Annotated in this window: 13 protein-coding genes and 1 pseudogene; 7 read left to right on the forward strand and 7 right to left on the reverse strand. The window is 62.1% G+C overall.

Features of this window, described 5'->3' with window-relative positions:
• Nucleotides 1–166: 166 nt before the first annotated feature.
• Complete coding sequence (locus DEIPE_RS22170) at nucleotides 167–1,582, forward strand: prephenate dehydratase domain-containing protein (protein ID WP_015235721.1); 1,416 nt, start codon at nucleotides 167–169, stop codon at nucleotides 1,580–1,582.
• 780 nt (nucleotides 1,583–2,362) lie between these two features.
• On the opposite strand, the gene DEIPE_RS24955 is transcribed toward DEIPE_RS22170, so the two are convergent.
• Nucleotides 2,363–2,806, reverse strand: a complete 444-nt coding sequence (locus DEIPE_RS24955; protein WP_245557620.1) for a hypothetical protein — start codon at nucleotides 2,804–2,806, stop codon at nucleotides 2,363–2,365.
• A gap of 55 nt (nucleotides 2,807–2,861) precedes the next feature.
• Between DEIPE_RS24955 and DEIPE_RS24960 the strand changes: the two genes are divergently transcribed.
• From DEIPE_RS24960 to DEIPE_RS09375, 6 genes are all read left to right on the forward strand, one after another.
• The gene (locus DEIPE_RS24960; protein ID WP_245557621.1) at nucleotides 2,862–3,215 is read left to right on the forward strand and encodes a transposase; all 354 of its coding nucleotides are present in this window, start codon (nucleotides 2,862–2,864) and stop codon (nucleotides 3,213–3,215) included.
• Nucleotides 3,216–3,367: 152 nt separating this feature from the next.
• Nucleotides 3,368–4,156, forward strand: coding sequence for a M78 family metallopeptidase domain-containing protein (locus tag DEIPE_RS09355; RefSeq protein WP_015235723.1), 789 nt, complete (start codon nucleotides 3,368–3,370; stop codon nucleotides 4,154–4,156).
• Between the two features lie 20 nt (nucleotides 4,157–4,176).
• Nucleotides 4,177–5,352 carry a restriction endonuclease gene (locus tag DEIPE_RS09360; protein WP_015235724.1) on the forward strand — a complete coding sequence of 392 codons (1,176 nt, stop codon included), beginning with the start codon at nucleotides 4,177–4,179 and terminating at the stop codon, nucleotides 5,350–5,352.
• Nucleotides 5,349–7,274, forward strand: coding sequence for an ATP-binding protein (locus DEIPE_RS09365; RefSeq protein ID WP_015235725.1), 1,926 nt, complete (start codon nucleotides 5,349–5,351; stop codon nucleotides 7,272–7,274). The genes DEIPE_RS09360 and DEIPE_RS09365 overlap by 4 nt, the downstream gene beginning before the upstream one ends.
• Entirely contained in the window at nucleotides 7,271–10,456 is a 3,186-nt protein-coding gene (locus DEIPE_RS09370; RefSeq protein ID WP_015235726.1) for a type I restriction endonuclease subunit R, read from the forward strand. Before DEIPE_RS09365 ends, DEIPE_RS09370 begins: the two co-directional genes overlap by 4 nt.
• Nucleotides 10,363–11,124, forward strand: coding sequence for a M48 family metallopeptidase (locus tag DEIPE_RS09375; RefSeq protein WP_015235727.1), 762 nt, complete (start codon nucleotides 10,363–10,365; stop codon nucleotides 11,122–11,124). The genes DEIPE_RS09370 and DEIPE_RS09375 overlap by 94 nt, the downstream gene beginning before the upstream one ends.
• Before the next feature lie 574 nt (nucleotides 11,125–11,698).
• Here DEIPE_RS09375 and DEIPE_RS09380 read toward each other — a convergent pair.
• The 6 genes and pseudogenes from DEIPE_RS09380 to DEIPE_RS25515 form a co-directional block, all read right to left on the reverse strand.
• Nucleotides 11,699–12,643, reverse strand: coding sequence for a hypothetical protein (locus tag DEIPE_RS09380; RefSeq protein ID WP_015235728.1), 945 nt, complete (start codon nucleotides 12,641–12,643; stop codon nucleotides 11,699–11,701).
• Between the two features lie 95 nt (nucleotides 12,644–12,738).
• Entirely contained in the window at nucleotides 12,739–12,975 is a 237-nt protein-coding gene (locus DEIPE_RS09385; protein ID WP_052326779.1) for a helix-turn-helix domain-containing protein, read from the reverse strand.
• A 77-nt stretch (nucleotides 12,976–13,052) separates the two neighbouring features.
• On the reverse strand, nucleotides 13,053–13,961 hold the full coding sequence (locus DEIPE_RS09390; RefSeq protein WP_015235730.1) for a hypothetical protein: 909 nt from the start codon (nucleotides 13,959–13,961) through the stop codon (nucleotides 13,053–13,055).
• A 177-nt stretch (nucleotides 13,962–14,138) separates the two neighbouring features.
• Nucleotides 14,139–15,515, reverse strand: coding sequence for a hypothetical protein (locus DEIPE_RS09395; protein WP_015235731.1), 1,377 nt, complete (start codon nucleotides 15,513–15,515; stop codon nucleotides 14,139–14,141).
• Between the two features lies 1 nt (nucleotide 15,516).
• Nucleotides 15,517–16,056, reverse strand: a complete 540-nt coding sequence (locus DEIPE_RS23105) for a CBS domain-containing protein (RefSeq protein WP_041230815.1) — start codon at nucleotides 16,054–16,056, stop codon at nucleotides 15,517–15,519.
• A gap of 123 nt (nucleotides 16,057–16,179) precedes the next feature.
• Nucleotides 16,180–16,362, reverse strand: a pseudogene (locus tag DEIPE_RS25515) (hypothetical protein); the annotation flags it as partial.
• Between the last annotated feature and the right edge of the window lie 21 nt (nucleotides 16,363–16,383).

Genomic DNA, 16,383 nt, shown 5'->3' on the forward strand with positions numbered 1-16,383 from the left:
GCGGCATGGTCGTCCAGCCGGACTTCTCGTGGCATCAAGGTCGATTGGCGCTTCACGACCGAGGACGCGCGGCGCAAACTGCGCCGTGTCTATCCCCCAAGTTGACAATCCACTACCTCTTTGCGTCTCACAGCAGCTTCCCCGACACAATCCCCTATACTGAAACATGCGGCGGCTTATCTTCACCACATGGTTGGTACTCATCGGCAGCGCTGGGGCACAAAGCTTTTTGTATCTCGGTCCTCTTGGCACGTATTCCGACCAGGTCGCGCAAGACGTTGCCAAGACCCGGGGCTGGCAGCCGACCCTCGCCAGCAGTATCACGGACGTGAGCCAGCAGGTCAGTGCTGGGAAAGCACCTTATGGCCTGCTTCCCATTGAGAACTCCTCCGGGGGGTACGTCGCCGAGACGTTGACGCTCCTTGCCAAGACACCAGCTTGGCGTGTCATTGGCGTGGCAGACTTGCCCATTGACAACATGCTGCTGGTGAATCCCGGCACAAAGGCCGAGGACATCACCACGATTATCAGCCACCCACAACCGTTTTTGCAGAGCGCCACCTACCTGAAAACGAACTTTCCAAATGCCCAGCGTGTCGAGGTGAAGAGTACAGCCGCTGCGGCCGAGGAAGTCGCCAAGAACGGTGGGAAGACCATGGCGGCTATTGCCGCACCTGCTGCAGCCAGCGTTTACAAGTTGGATGTTCTCGCTGCACGCATTCAAGACGACAAAGCCAACACGACGCGGTTCCTGGTTGTGCAGGGAAAGGAGCTTGATCCTGCCAGCCAAGCCGACCGGGCTGTCGTGAGTTACCTGCCCACCCGGGATGACCTGGGATTGGGCTTGACACAGCTCTTGGCCCAACTTCGCGGTCTGGGGTTCAATATTACGGGTGTGGCGAGTACGCCGAGCGGCAAGCTCGCTCAGGAGCGGTTGACCATCTTCCTGGCCGGGAAGAGCACCACCGTCGGGGCGCTGCAAAAGGTCATGACGCGGACCATCGGCCAAGCCACGTTGATCGGGGCGTACACCTCTGAGGCCATGAAGACACCACAGAACGCCTCCAACACCCTGCAACAGGTCTGTCCCAATGTGGGTGCGAATGCCACAGGTGGCACTCTGCTGGCCGAATTGACGGCCTGCCGCCTGGACATTGCCTTTGATGTCGCCCAGGCGAAGTACGTCAGTGGCGCTGCCGTCGAGGACCTGGCTCGTGAGGCAGTGGTCATCGACAACGGCGTCAAGGCCCTGCCAAACGTGGACGAAGCCTTTATCCGGACGTACTGGGCAGCACAGATTGAGGCCAGCAAGGTGGCACAGCGTACCTTGCTGGAGAGCTGGACCAGGACGGGAACGCCTAAGTTCACGAATGTGCCTGACCTAGCTCGAGATGTCCGCCCCAAACTTGACGTGCTGACCACGGCGATCAGTACGGCATTGGCAGACGTCTGGGCGAGGCGCAACTGCCCCGACCAGACCGTTCCCGGCGGAACCAGTCAGGCCCGGACGCAACTTGGCATTCAGTACACCACGATTTATCAGCGGGCAGTTGCTCCGACACAAGTCGCCTGCCAGCGCTAATACGACAGCCGTACCTACGCAATCCTCGCCAGCAACACGGTCTTTTTGCTGTCCACCTGCAAGCGGAATCAGCGTTGAATACGCAGGCCTCACAAGAACCGCGACTGTAGTATTCGGCTCTGATCGCCTAAACAGCGCTTGGACCAGCGTAAACTGAGGTTCAGGCATGAGATCGGACAGGGACTGGGAAGAGGCGTTGGGTCCAGCGTTCGAGGGCGCGTTGCAGGAGGTGCTGCCAGAGTTCGTCACTCAGGTTGAGACGTTTCTTGAGGAGGATGAAGAGGCCAGAGTAGAGTGACCACTTGCCACGCCGTGATTGCCCCCCTTTTTCTTCTGGTGTCGTCAACGGCAGCAGCAGGCAAGGTTGCCGGTGAGGTTTCGTCGAGCGGATACACTTCATCACGGGCTTGCTCTCCTATCAGTAAACCGACGCTGTAAGCAAGCAACCTTGGTACCCGACAGTTTTGGGTGCAGGGTTCTCAGGGGCGAGTGCGGCATAAAGAAATGCGTCCCAGCCTGCCTTCGACGCCTTTCAATCCCGTCTGAGGGAATGCTTCCCCGCATACCGTAAGAATCAGCTTGACCTGCTCGTCCTGATGCTGTTCGCGCTGATCACCGCGCAGGACACCCGGCACACCAAGCTCGCCGCACGCTTCCCCGGACGAGCCAAGACCCCATCAGTGATCCGGCGGATCGAACGCTTTTTCCACCAGCATCCGCTGGGCCCACTCGATGTTGCCCGCTTCGTCTTGCACGCTCTCCCAGATGGAAAGCGGACCTTCATCCTCGACCGGACGTTCTTGGGCAAAACGGACGCGCGCAAGCCCTCAAACCGCTTTGAGGGCTGTTCTGCGCAAGACGCCCATGAGGACGCCTGCCCGCAACTGGAAACTCGGCAGCCAGAATGTGAACCTGCTGGTCCTTGCCGTCCGCTGGCGCGGCGTTGCGATCCCACTCTTGTGGGAGACGCTCGACCACGGTGGGAGCAGCAACCAGGCTGTCCGTGCGGAGCTGCTCAGCGGGGCACTCGAACTCCTGAAGCCCCACCAGATTCGCCTGCTGATCGCTGACCGTGAGTTCATCGGGGCGGACTGGCTGGCGTTCCTGACCGAGCACCGTGTGCCGTTCTGCCTGCGGGTGCGCTCGGACACCAACGTCGATGGTCTGCCGGCGCGCGAATGGCTGCCTGACTTGAGGCCGCACGAGCGTGGAATGATCGCGCACGAGGTGGAGGTGATGGGCGTAATAGTGAACGTCGCAGTCACCGTCAGTGCTAAGGGTGATCGGGACGTTGCGGGCCGAGCGGCTGCTGGACTGCTATGCGTCACGGTGGGCGGTGGAGTGCCTGTTCGCTTCGATGAAGTCCAGGGGCTTCCGGCTGGAGTCGTCGCACATGACGCGGGCGGCGCACGTATCGCGGTTGATCGGTTTGTTGACACTGGCGTTGGTGTGGTGCGCGGTGCTGGGCGCCGGGGAGGAGCGCCGGGTGCTGGTACATGGCCGGCCGGCGGTGGGGGTGCTGGCAGACGGCTGGTCGAGGTTGATGCGGGCCTTCACGCGAGCGGTGTGGGGAGACGCGGCGGAGTTGCTGGAGTTCGTCGATCAGCTCTTTTCGCCCACTGGCCCGCACTGACGCGAAACTGTCGGGTACCAAGCTCACACAGACCAGACGACGCTCGACCAGCTTTACAACCGCACCAGCGCCTACCGCAGGAGCACGGAGTACCTTGAAACGCTGCGCTTCGTGGCATCCATGCGGGAATTTTCCCCTACAATGCCTTTCTCTTGCGCTTACAGCGTCCCCGGCTGCGCTTTGCCGCAACAGCGTCAGAATGGGCTTACCGTTTTGGACGACATATACGGACCGACTACGAGCCGAACCCTCTGGTGGTCCTGCGTCCGTTTGGGCCGGTGGAGTTCGTGTACGACCTGGTGGACACTGAAGGGCCGGAGTTCCCGTCGTACGTGCTTGAGCCGTTTCAGTCAGGTGGCCTGGTAACAACTGGCCAGTGGGATCATCTGTTGACGAACGCCTCACGGCGAGGAATCGCCGTGCAGATTGAGCGCTCGGATATGGGCAGCGCCGGGTGGGTTGCCCTTCTGCCCGTGCCCATGAACGCTCCAAAAGTGAAAAGAGGCCAGCGGGAACTGCCGCCCGTTCGTTTCGCGTTGCAGCTGAACAGCCTGCACGACCGGACCACGCAGTTCGTGACGCTGTTGCACGAGTTGGCCCATATTGCCTGCGGGCACCTGGGTGCCCAGGCGGATGACGACTGGAACCACCGGAGTCACTTTGGCCACGAAGTCGAGGAGTTCGAGGCGGAGTCGGTGGCTTACCTTGTCTGCAGCAGGCTGGGCCTCCGTACGTCGTCCGAGTATTACCTGGCAGATTACGCCGGGCGGAACGGTGAGATCCCCAAAGGAATGAGCATCACGACGGTCTTCACGGCTGCCTGGCTGCTGGAGGAATGGACCAGGACGATGAGCTGGCCGAAGAAGCCGCAGCGGCGTGCGGCTGCGGAGCGGGCGCGGGAAGAAGCGCGGCTGGCCAGGGCGAGTGCCGGGTTCGCCTGAGGCCGTGATACACCTGTGCTATGTCCGGTTCCAATAAAGCCCGCACCACCGGGTTTCCGGCGTACTCGGCGGCGTCGGTCCTCTACCGCTGGCTGGAAGGCAAACCCGTGGATGATTTCAGGGTGATGCGGGAAGCCATCCGTCAGCAGATGGGCACCAACGGGAATCAGGTGAACTGGACCCAGCCGGACGAGTGGATTCCGGCGCGTCTGGAAGGAACTGCGCGTGAGCTGGCACTGCGCCTGTGGAACGACAGTGGGAAGGAACTGAACCCAAAAAACGTGAGCGGCCCGATGCGGCTGGCGAGCAATTACGCCCTTCTCGCGGAGGCTGGCGGCAGGTACCAGCTGACCGGACGAGGGTCGGCCTTTGTCGAGCAGGACCCTGTCGTTCTCCGAGAGATCGATCAGGAAGAAGGGGTGACCCAACTGCTGGTAATCCTCGCGGGCTTCACGTCGGTTCAGCGCAAGGACCTTCTGCCGCTTTGGGAGGCTTTCCTGCAGGAGCAGAGCAACATCCGCTCACCTGCCACCGTGGCGAGCAAGCTTTATGACCGGCTGGTGAATGTCGTGGAGCGGGGACTGGTCGAGCGGCAGGGCTGGAAGTACAGCCTGACGAAAGAAGGCCAGGCGTACCTTGGGAGAACGGTCCCCCAGGAAGTACGGCGGCGGCAGGCGGTGGACGAAGTGGTCAAGGCGGCCAACCTGGAGCAACGAGAGCTGCTCCGCAGGCAGTTGGCCAGCATCAATCCCTACCGTTTCGAGCTGCTCGTCGGGCAGCTCCTGACGGCCATGGACTACCTCGATGTAATGGTCACCCAACAAAGCGGCGATAAGGGCGTCGATGTGGTCGCCACCGCGAAGTTCGGGATTACCAGCGTGCGTGAAATCGTGCAGGTCAAACGGGTGGCGGGAAGCATCGGCCGGCCAGTGGTGGATCAGCTGAGGGGCGGGCTGCATTACTTCCAGGCGATCAAGGGCACCATCATCACCCTTGGCACCTTCAGCGCGGGAGCCAAGACAGCGGCCCTGGCACCGAACGTCGCTCCTATCACCCTGATCGATGGCGAGACGCTGCTGGATCTGCTGTTCGAACATGGGGTGGGTGTGGGAAGGCGTGAAGTGGTGCTGTACGAAGTGGACGAGCACTTCCTGCTGAATACCGACCAGGACGATTCGGAGGAGCTGAGCGCGTGACGGCCCCTCCGAACGTTCAGTCCTTCGCCGATGTGCTGCTGCTCCGCGAAGCGGTGGATGTCGAGGTGAAGCGGGCGCAAGGTCAGCACGGGCGCGGGGAGCTGCCTCATGATTTCTGGCCGTCGTACTCGGCCCTGGCGAACACGGACGGTGGGCTGATCGTGCTGGGCGTCCGGGAGCGTCCGGACAAGACCCTACAGCTGCTCGGTCTTCCCGATGTGGAGCGCGTCCGGACAGACTTGTGGAATCTGCTGAACAACCGCCAGAAGATCAGCGCCAACGTGCTGCAGGACCGTGACGTGCAGGTGCTCAGGGAGGGCGAGTGCCAGTTGCTGCTGGTCCGGGTGCCCAGGGCTGACCGACGGCAGCGGCCCGTGTATGTGGGTGTGAATCCGCTGGAAGGCACCTACCGCCGCAATCATGCCGGCGATTACCTCTGCAGCCCCGACGAAGTGAGGCGCATGTTCGCGGACGCCGAGCCGGATTCATGGCCGGACAGCCGCATTCTGCCGGGCTACAGCCTGGATGACCTGAACACGGACACGCTCACGGCCTACCGGAACGCCTTCAAGTCCGCGAAACCGGGCCACCGCTGGCTGGACCTCGATGACCAGGGGTTGCTGGGGCAGCTGGGTGGCTGGCGCCGTGACCGCACGTCAGGCGAGGAGGGCCTCACGCTGGCAGGGCTGCTGATGTTCTCCGAGTACGAGGTCATTCGGGACGTGATTCCGAATTTCTGGCTGGACTACCGGGAAGTGGACCCGGAGCAGCCAGAGCAGCGGTGGAGTGACCGCCTCACCATGGATGGCACCTGGTCGGGGAATCTGTACGACTTTTACCGCCTCACTTACCGAAGGCTGGTGCGTGACCTCCGGGTCCCCTTTCAGCTGCGGGCGGGCCAGCGGATTGATGACACGCCGGTCCATGAAGCACTGCGTGAGGCGCTGGCAAACGCTCTTGCCCACGCCGACTATGGGGGAAGCGGCGGCGTGGTGATCCTCAAGGAACGCGACGGATTCAGCTTCAGGAATCCCGGGACCCTGCGCCTTCCCTTGGAGCAGGTGCTGGAAGGCGGCCACACCGACCCGCGCAACAACAGCCTGCACCGCATGTTCCTGATGATGGGCGCAGGTGAGCGGGCCGGGTCGGGCATTCCGAAAATTCTGGGTGCCTGGCACGACCAGCACTGGCGCGCCCCGAACCTGCTCGAGGACGTCCGGCCAGACACGGTGACGTTGAAGCTCACCATGCAGAGCCTGCTGCCGGACTCGGCAGCACAAGCGCTCCGCGAACGGTTTGGAGCCGAGTTCGATGCCCTCAGTCACGACGAGCGGCTTGCCCTGGTCACCGCCGACGTGGAGGGCTTCGTCACCAACGAGCGGCTGCAGGGCATCACGCGCCTTCACTCGGCGGACATCACCAGCATGCTGGGCAGCCTTGCCAACCGCAGGATGCTGCATCCCGAGGGCGCGGGGCGCTGGACCAGGTACCACCTCAGCGAAGCGCGCGAAAGCACCATGCTCAGCTTGTGGGAAGCGGCGCAGCTGGGCGTCGGCGGGAGGTCTGATCTTCTGCAGGATGACCACACCGTTGCGGTGGATGAAGCCCAGCTTGCAGTGGATGAAATTCCTGTTGCAGTGGATGAAGCCCGGCAACATCCACCACAAGACCAAGCGCCGCTGAGAAAGCGGGTGCGGAACCGTGACGAGATGGAGCAGGCCATTCTGCGTGCCTGCAGTGGCCGCTACCTCACACTGGTCGAGTTGGGCCGCGTTCTCGGGCGCTCGCCCGTGACGCTCGGGAACCAGTACATCCCACGGCTCGTAGGAACCGGACGACTGACACTGCTTTACCCGGAGGCTCCCCGGCGCAAAGGGCAAGCCTACCGCACCGCCGAACCACCTTCCCAGGAGCGTGCATGACCCACGGACCGGAGTACCACGAAGTCGAGTTTCCACTGATCGAGCAGCTCACCCGCATGGGCTGGACGCACCTCCAGGGTGACAAGGACGTGCCCGCCTTCACCGAACGCGAGAGCTTCAAGGAGGCCCTGCTGCTCGGCAGGCTCCAGGAAGCGGTGGAGCGCATCAACAGGCCAAAGTACGCCTGGTTGGAGTCGACCCACGTCTCGGAGGCGGTGTCCCAGCTCACCCGCCTCCCGGTGGGCGGGCTGCTGGAAACGAACGCGCTGGTGACGGACATGCTGCTCTCCGGTGTGCAGGTCACCGGACCAGACGGCAAAGGGCACACCGTCAGGTTCATCGACTTCGGACACCCCGACCGCAACGACCTGCTGGTGATCAATCAGTTCCGGGTGGACCCACCCGGCTACGCGGGCGGCAAGGGTTACATCATTCCGGATGTGGTGCTGTTCGTGAATGGCATTCCCATCGCCGTGGTGGAGTGCAAGAGCCCCAACGTGCGTGACGGACTGGAGCTGGCGGTAGAGCAGCTGCGTCTCTACCAGGACCTGCGCGGCAGCGCCGAGCCGGAAGGCGTGCAGCGTTTCTTCCACACCGTGCAGCTGCTGGTCGCCACCAGCTTCTACAAAGCCGTGCTGGGCACTGCGGGAGCCGAAGCCGACCAGTTTCTGGAATGGAAGGACACCTTCCCCCTGACCTCGGACCAGGTGCGCACCGAGCTGGGAGGCAAGCCGCAGCTGCACGCGCAGCAGCAACTGGTGGCGGGTATCCTTCGCCCCTCAACGATGCTGAATCTGCTGGAGAACTTCATCCTGACCGACGCGAAAAAGAAAATCGTGGCCCGCTACCAGCAGTACCGCGCGGTCCGGAAAGCCCTCGTCCGACTGGAGGCAGGCGAGACCCGTCTGCTGGGTGCGGAAGTGGACGGGCGAGGCGGCATCGTGTGGCACACCCAGGGTTCCGGGAAGAGCCTGACCATGGTCTTCCTGGTTCGCGCCTTGAGGACCATGCCCGAACTCCGCGCCTTCAAGATCGTGGTGATCACCGACCGGCGTGATCTGGAAGGCCAGCTGTCACGCACAGCACGGGCCACTGGTGAGCCGGTGACCCGGGCAAAAAACGTGAAGGAGCTGCAGGACGCGCTGCGTCAGCAAGGAGCGGGCTTTGTCTTCGGGATGGTGCAGAAGTTCCGTCTGAGTGAAGACGACGAAGGTCAGCTCGACCTCGGCAACGCCGTCCTGAATGACAGCGCCAGCATCCTGGTGCTGGTGGATGAAGCGCACCGCTCGCACACCAGCACCCAGCATGCCAACCTGCGGGCCGCCCTGCCCAACGCGGCGCTGATCGGCTTCACCGGAACGCCCATCGTCCAGGCCGCGAAGAAGAAGACCCACGAGATCTTCGGCCCCTTCATCGACACGTACACGATCCTGGAGAGCCAGCAGGACCGCGCGACGGTGCCGATCCGCTACGAGGGCCGCGTCACGAAGGCGGCGCTCAAGGACGGCCAGACCATGGACGGCCTGTTCGAGGACTTCTTCGATGAACTGAGCTCCTCGGAAAAGCAGCGCCTGCAGGCCAAGTACGGCACGCTGGGCGACATCCTCGAAGCGCCGAAGCTGATCGGCCTCAAGGCGAGCGACATGTTGCTGCATTACGCCAGCAGCATCCTGCCGGGCGGCTTCAAAGGCCAGGTGGTCGCGGCCAGCCGGCTGGCCGCCGTGCGTTACGAGGAAGCCTTCCGGGAAGCTCAGCGGGAACTGGTGCGCGACCTGGAGCAGCTCGACTCTGTCTTCCTCAGCATGCCGCCCGAGAAGCTGGGCAAGCTGGATGCCCGCACCCGCGCGCTGGTCGCCGCCCATCCCCAGCTGGAGAAACTGCGGGCCACGCAGTTCGCGGTGGTGATCTCGGGCGGCCAGCATGACGACCAGTCCTGGGCGAAGTGGACGGACACGGCAGCGCAGAACACACACATCGAGAATTTCAAGAACGAATCCCACCCCTTACGGCTGCTGATCGTCAAGAACATGCTGCTGACCGGCTTTGACGCCCCCATCGAGCAGGTGCTGTATCTGGACCGCAACATCCGCAACCACGAGCTGCTGCAGGCCATCGCCCGCGTGAACCGCACGGCTCCCGGAAAAACGTACGGTCTGGTGGTGGATTACTTCGGGGTGGGTCAACACCTCGCGCAGGCTCTTGCCGCCTACACCGCCACCGACATTCAGGGGGCCATCACATCGGTCAAGGACACCCTCCCTGTCCTGGAGGCCGCCCATCAGGCGGTGAAGGCGCTGTTGATCAACCGGAATGTCGAGCTGACCGACCGGGAAGCCTGCGTGAACGTGCTGGCGGACGTGAAGCTGCGCTCGGAGTTCAAGGTGAAGCTCTCGGCTTTCCTGAGTTCCCTTGACGCGGTGCTTCCCAGGCCGGAGGGCCTGCCGTACGTGGCGGACGCTTCCCGCCTGTCGCAGATCGAGGAGACGGCCCGCAGCGTCTACCAGGACACCCATCCGGTACTGCTCGGTGCGGGAGCGAAGGTCCGTGCCTTGATCGCCCAGTACGTGGAAGCACACGGGGTGAGCATCAAGGTGCCTTCTGTGGAAGTGCTCGACCCGAACTTCGGCAAGGAGGTCAAGACCTACACCTCGAAGCGCACCCAGGCAGCCAGCATGGAGCACGCCGCCAGGCACCATATCCGCACTCGCTTCGACGAGGACCCCGTGTACTACCGCTCGCTGAGCGAAAAGCTGGAGCAGCTCATCTCCCAGTACCACGAAAGCTGGGAGGCCCTGGCGGAAGCGCTGGAGGCGTTCATCCGCGAAATCCAGGCGGGACGGCCGGTTGATACCAGCGGCCTCGACCCGAAAAGCCAGGCGCCCTTCTACAGCCTGCTGCTCGAAGCGCAGGAACACCCAGCCGACCCGGAACGGCAGCAGGAACTCGCCAGAATGACAGTGCACATGGTGACCACCCTGACGCAGCGCATCTCGATGACCGACTTCTGGCGGAATCCGGTCATGCGGGACGCGACCCGAGGGTGGCTGATCACCTACCTCGATGACCGGAACTTGGTACCCTTCGACAAGTGCGACACCACCGCAGACGAACTGATGCACCTGGCACGCCACCTCCACTCACGCCTCATGGACGCGAGTGGACCCTCCAGTGCGACGACCTGAGCATCCTGGTCCGGGAAAGTACCCGCCGCAAGACCGTTGAGCTGACCGTCGAACGTGACGGTCAGCTCCTGCTGCTCACCCCGGCTGGTGCTCCCGAGGAACGCCTGCGGCAGCTGGTCGAATCCCGCCGAGCGTGGGTGTACGAGAAACTGGAACTCAAGCGCGTGCAGTACCGCCCGACCAGAACCAGGGAGTACGTCCCAGGGGAAGGGTTCTGGTACGCCGGGAAAACGTACCGCCTGAAGCTGGCAGAAGGCGAGAACCTTCCAGCCCTGTGCCTGAAGGGAGGCTGGTTCCAACTTCGCCGGGATCAACAGGACAAAGGGCGCGCAGCGTTTCTCGCCTGGTACACGCAGCACCTACGCGAATGGCTGGATGACCAGCTGCAGCACCACACTCCCCGCTTGAAGGTGCGGCCGCAGAGCGTGCTTGTCCAGGACCTCGGGTACCGTTGGGGATCATGCGGCCGAAACCACAGGCTGCACTTCCACTGGAGGGTTGCCCTTCTCCCCCGCCGCATCGCCGAGTACGTCCTGATGCACGAACTGGCCCACCTCGATCACCCCAACCACGGCCCCGAGTTCTGGGCACGCCTCGAAACCCTCCTGCCTGATTACCAGGACAGGAAGACCTGGCTTGCCCAACACGGTGCTGACTACGACCTGTAACAGCCCAGAAATTCTGGGCCTGCCCGGCAGGCCGAACTGCAGGGGGTCAAGCCGGGATTTCCACCATCACCTGAGAAACGAGCAGGGGATGAGAGGCACTTCCCCCTCAACCGCTCGGGATCCACAACATGAAAACTCGCGCTGGGATGCAGGAATTCTGAACCTTCGGGCTGTCGGAAGGCAGTACCTCCCGGGGTGTCACCCGTCGCAGTTGTTCTGGAAACTTCACCCCGCCGGATCCCCTAATGGCCACCTTCTCCGCAGTGGTCGATCTGAAGCCACCCCAGGTTAATCGAGCTTCGAACGGTCGAAGGGGCCTTCTGAAACACCCGGCCCCCAGAGGCGCACGGCAGAACGGATCCTCTCTCCTGCATTCGGTCTTCCACAGCGCGGTTGTGCTCAGACTGGGGATGGTCCCGGGATTTCCTCGATTCCATTTCCACGGTGGCTTCCACCCCTTCTTACGGTGAGAGGTAATCCCGGGGATCAGGGAGGAAGGTCTGAAGACGGCTTTCCTTTCCTGATCCCCGAGCATCACAGCCGACACTGGGCCACTCCCGCGCAGCTCCTGGCTCTAGCTTTCGACAGCAGAAAATGCGGAGACACTAGACTCGAGAACCAGCAACTTCAGGCGATGAGCGAAGCACGCTTCCGGCATGCTTCTGGGCACGCACTTTGTGTACTTGATCTGTGGGGCATTGGCGCACCTTCCGGCGCTTCTCCCTGCCGTGGTGCTTTCTGGTCCTCTGGCACTCAGCCGATGATCCTGTTCCCGCTGTTCCCGGCAAGCAAGGAAGAGCCCTGCCATCTCCATGGCCGCTTCCACCTGCATCCGGGTTTTGGGCAAATCGCGGCCCCGTGCATTACCGGGGATCGGAAGTGGTGACTTGAAGCAGTAACGCAACTTCGCGCAGAAATCCTCGGGCGAAGTGATCACCTGAAGGCGTGCTCCTGCCGGGAGTGGTTGCAGGCCGCACAGGACGTGCAAATGGAGTTTCCCGTCATCTGAAACATCCAGGGTGGCCCAGTAGGGCCCTTGGATGACGGTGGAAAGTTCGCTCTTCAGGATGTTCCGGATTGCCGGGTCAAAGAGATGTTCAGGACCATTGCCCCAGTACTGGCCAAGTTCTGCTCCGAGAGACGTGAAGTCGAGGGTGACGTGTGCGGTAGGCCAGGTCGCGACGAAGAGCCGGGCGGCCCAACCCTGCCCGTCTTTCCAGGCAGTGCGTGCCAGATTTCTGGACTGTCCATGGCGATCAATCGGTCCCGGCCAGCGCCCTCCGTTTTCCATGTAGTACTCGAAGGCGAGGCGCTTGAGCCGGTGAGGATGGGTGGCCTCCAGCTGCAGGGCGTCATGAAACCAAGGCGCATTGCGGACCTCTGCGAGGACCTGAGCGAGGACGATCATGTTGTGCTCGCTGTAGGACAGCCGCCCGCGCAGGTCGGGCGTGGAGGATCCTGACAGGAAGGCGTTGTACAGTGCCCGGATACGGGCGAACTGTGGGTGGGGTTTGCGCATGGGTATGCCCTTTCTCAGGAGTGCGGGTGTCTGACAGCAAAGAGAGAGGACGTGCAGTTGCACGTCCTCTCTTTGGATCAACTGCCTTGCTGGAGTCAGGTTTTGCCCTTGCGGTTCCGTTCGGGAGGCGGGTCCTCTGCCCTCTCGCCTCCCCTGAGGTAGTCCTCGACCGCCCCCCTGGGAATCAGCCTCTTGCGCCCGATCTGAATGCTGCGGAGGGTCCCGGATATCAGCAGTCCGTATACCGTGTTCTTGCTCAGCTTCAGCAGGACCTGAAGTTCCTTCGGCGTGTACACCAGCGCATCCTGCAGGCTGGTGTCTGTCGTACTCATGTGGTTGACCATGACGTCACCTCCTGCACTCAGGGTGCCGGACCGGGTTGTAAGCCGGATAGTCCGAGGACCGCCGCTTACACCGATTCGTTCCTCCTGCGTGTGCGTCTGGCGGTTGTGTCACGTTCGGGACGGAACTCGAGTCCAAGCAGTTCCGACAGTGTCCGGTTCCTGTCCTCGACAGTAGTGTCAAAGCGTGGCATTTTCGGCTTGCGGCCGTACCCGTAGTCCTCCCGGGCGACTTCCACGCAGGTTTGCCCTCCGACCTGGCAGCGGGCGAACTGTCGGTAGTCGAGATCCGTGTAGTCCTTGGGCCTCTTCCGGGTGAATTCCTGCTTCTGCAGGTACGTGCGCTGCGCTTCCTGCAGGTCCGCCCGCAGGAGTGAGAGCAGTTGCTGACCGAGCGCTTCCAGGTACTGCGGCTGGTTCATGGTGTGCGGGTCGAAACGAGGGATGGCGAGAATCAGATGCGTGGCGGGATCCGGGCACGCTTCGCGTTTCTTCACCTGCCTTACTCGTGGCGTCACGGCCTTGATGTCATCCTGCAGTTCGCGGTCAAGCGCGTAGACGTCCCAGCGGAGTCTGTCGGGCACGCCGTACTGCAGCCATGCATGCAGGGTTTCGAGGGCGAAGTACCGTACCCAGTCGGTCCTGCCGTTGAGGGCACGCAGGTGGTACTTCGACTGCCAGGCGTCGAGGGCGGCGACAAGGTCACCGTGCAGATGGTCGTCCTCCAGCGGCGGCTTTTCCACCCAGCCGTGGTTGACCATCAGAAGCGGCAGTGACGGCTTTCGTCCCTCGGTGCTGGTGGCGCCTGCGGGTCCTGATGTCGTCGGCCCCCTCAACACGACCTTTTCCTCGGCGGCCTTGAAGGCAGGCAACACGAGACGATGCAGATCGTTGAGGACTTCTGGATAGAGCTCCGCCGTGACCTTCAGGAAGGCGAATACATACAAGTTGAGCTGGGGCTGCGAAGGGCGTGCCATCAAACCTCCTTGGTCCGCTGGGTTGGAGTCCATGGGTGGGTCTCGGCTGTTGTAGCGGATCCTGTGGTATCCGTTGGCTCAGGAACTCTGGCGCAGTGCCTCAGGCTGGGAAAGCGAGATGAAGCCCGGGAAAATGGACGGGTGTGGTGTCACCCACAGCAATGGAGCAGCCTGGTATCAGCGACCGGGATGAGGGGCAGCCTGACCTGAAGAGCCTGAGGAGATCACCTCGACCGACTCCACCAGCTCGTACGACGGCATCACTCGCCGAAATCTTTCCGTTGACGCCTGATCCACCAGTACGAACCATTTCGCATCGCCACCGACGTTGACCGTGCGGGACAGAAGTGCTGCCTCGTACAGAACAATTCGCTTCCCTTCCGAAGGAACGTCTGCCGTCTCGGTATCGACGGTCTGCACGAGGATGGCCGGCAAATCAGGCTCTGTTTCTGACGAATTGGTACCGAGTGCGCTCTGGAGGTACTCCTGCGTCTCACGGAAGTCGGTGAGCACGATCATCGGCAGGGAAGGCGGTGTATGCAGGAGGCGCAGGAGTGCAGCGAGCTTGGCGTCCTCAGCCACCTCGTCCAGCAGGGCGATCAGCTCCCGGACCGGCGACAGCACGTATTGAAAGAGCTCTGACACGTGGACGGCCCGCGACGGAACCCGCCTGTCGGTAGTAGGGGATTCACTGATTGCCGAACGCACGTGGTCGCTTGTGACATTGGGTGCTGTACCAGAGTGGGCAACATAGTTCCGCAATGGCCATAGCCTCCGTAGGACCGCTTCCGTCGCGTACACACTCGAGTGGAGGCGCCGTTGAAGCGCCATGGCTTCCTCGTTCCAGCCGAGCTGATCAAGAGGCTGAACGAGGTCCTTCTGGACCCTGCGCCTGAACTCAAGTTCAGTGGGATGCGGCATGAACGGTACAGACCTCACGTCCGCCACTTTTGAATCGTTGCTGACTGTCCAGCGAGTTAGGCTGATCGGCGAAAACCCGTCTTGTGCCAGTGTGTCAGCAAGCGTGTACGTCTCTTTCGAAAGAGAAGCTCCCCCCTGTGCCATGACAAGACACATATCAGGATGACGTTGCCTCATGTCGCGCAGAACTTCCAGAAAGTGAGATCCTGCCGGAGAAAGGTCATCAGCAATAATCGTGTGCCACGCCGTACTCAGGAGCACTTGCTCAATCTCGGCATTGCGAAGCAGCACAATTGGAAGCACGACAAGACCGCCAGGGAAGCCGTCCGTGAGAACCGCAGGAGCCTGCACAGTGTACTCAAGCCATGCACGACGAGACGGGAGAATCGTCGCTTGGTCTCCGGCGTTTTTGTTTCTCTCCGCGTACTGTTCCACGGTTCTCTGATGCGCAATCAGGAGCACAGGGGCGCCCGTCATGGCCACCAGCTGACCCGCCAAGGCAAACGTTGTGGACGTCCGGCCCGTACCGGCTGGGGCGGAAAGCAGATTGACGCTGCCTGCGGGTGCGTAGAGTGCCCTCTCGAGGAATGCGCGCTGGAGCGCTGTCAGGGCTACTGTGGCAGGCTTCGTCATATCAGGCTGCCGACCGATCTTCGATGAGCTCCAGGCGCATCTTGAGCCAATCGCGGCAGGCACTGAGCCTTTCAGTGTCTTCACTGGTGATGGGCCGCTTGAAGTGAAAAACATCGTTCCGCAGCCCGCCGATCGGCTCCAGTTTCACTGATGCCCGGTTCCTGTCCGCACCGAGGGCACCAGAGAAGTGAGGCCAGTTGAGTGGCGCTTTGATGATGGTCACGTAATCGCCAAAGGACATGGCCTCGAGGGTGATCGGCAGACGATCCTCGCGGTACAAGCTGCTCAGGGCACGTCTGCTGCACTCAGCGAGAATGTCGGGTACCACACTCTTTTGAATGAGGTCACGCAAGGCGAGTTCGATTTCCTGGACGAGCAGGAAGGGTACGGCCACACTGTAGAGGTACGTCATCACGTCTGAGGCGGTCAGGATACCGACAAGCCGCTCCTTCGTACCGACGAGTACGAAGTCGTGCTGTTGGAGGTACGGGAGGACTTCGTGCAGTGGAGCCGAGAGGTCAACGAATTTCGGAGTCTCCATCAGTTCTTCAACGGGTGCCTCTCCGAGCGCAACGCCTGACCTGAGCTTCGCATCTTGGGCATACCCCAACGCCTGCCTTGCAAACGAACGGTGCGAGAAGACCCCAATGACGCGCCCCTTCGTCTCAGTCACCACTGGTACTTGCGAGTATCCTGACCGCTCCATCGCCTGTAGCGCTTCGCGGGCACAGGCGCTGGCAATAACAGTCGTCACCTGCTGAGCTTCGGGGAGCACCGAGGTCACATGATGGAACCTCGCATTCAGCAGGGGTGGTGACGATTCGAGCATGGCAGCAAGATCGTGCATGATCGGTGACTCAACCGTACC

This window comes from Deinococcus peraridilitoris DSM 19664, from assembly GCF_000317835.1.
GTDB lineage: Bacteria > Deinococcota > Deinococci > Deinococcales > Deinococcaceae > Deinococcus_A > Deinococcus_A peraridilitoris.